Annotated in this window: 1 protein-coding gene; it reads right to left on the bottom strand. The window is 59.4% G+C overall.

From position 1 onward, the window contains the following. On the bottom strand, positions 1 to 584 hold a 584-nt coding region (locus AC1D0P_RS26355; protein ID WP_477679424.1), incomplete at its 3' end, for a ferritin-like domain-containing protein. Positions 585 to 790: the final 206 nt, after the last annotated feature.

Below are 790 nucleotides of genomic sequence, written 5' to 3'. Positions count from 1 at the left end.
CCATTGGGCGAAATCGTCGCCACCGCGTCCTTGATCTGGCGGCGAAACTCTTGCTCGAGGGCGTTCAGGGTCACCTTGGTGTCAGAACTGCCGGCTCTTTCGGTGTGAAAGGCCTTGCGGCGCTCTCTTCTGAGCGTCGAGACATGCCCCAATTCTTCCCTGGCCATTCGCTCGGCCGCGTCCTTGATCGCATCGGATTGCGCATGGGCCGAGACATAGGTCCAAAAGGCGAAGGCGCGTTCTTCATTCCGAACGGCTGTCGAAAAAGCGCGATAGGCGGACATCAGTTCCGGCGCCACCGTTGCCGCACCTTCGTCCTGGAACAGGTCATGCGGCGCAACGGCAGCGGTGCCGACCCCGTCTCGCCCGGACGTTTGTTGCCATTCGTCCACCTTGTTCAGATGCCCGGTTTCCTCCAGGACCAATGAATCGAACACCTTGGCGAGATCGGGCCTTCCCATCGCGCTCATGCGCCGACTGAGCGCCTCATATCCTTCTATCGCCTCCCGCTCCATGGCGCGGGCGATGGCAAGCAATTGGTCCAGTGACGCGAGTTCCCAGGGATCGGGGTTTGTCGGCGACATCGCAATTCTCCCTTTGACATTCTTCCGCAGCGCCGCAGCGAGCGGCATGCCGATAGATGTCGCAGAAGTTACGATCGAAATATTTGTCTTGGGACAAAGACCGAATGCGCAACTCGCCTAATTTCAGGCCCGACAACGGGTCGAAATCTGGAGAGATGCAGGTCAATGCGGAATTCGGGAAAAACTTGGGCCATGAGGGTCGCGGG

The organism is Polaromonas sp. P1_G2, assembly GCF_056405515.1.
The sequence above is the reverse complement of the archived record's forward strand: the minus strand, read 5'-3'. Positions and strand labels throughout refer to the sequence as shown.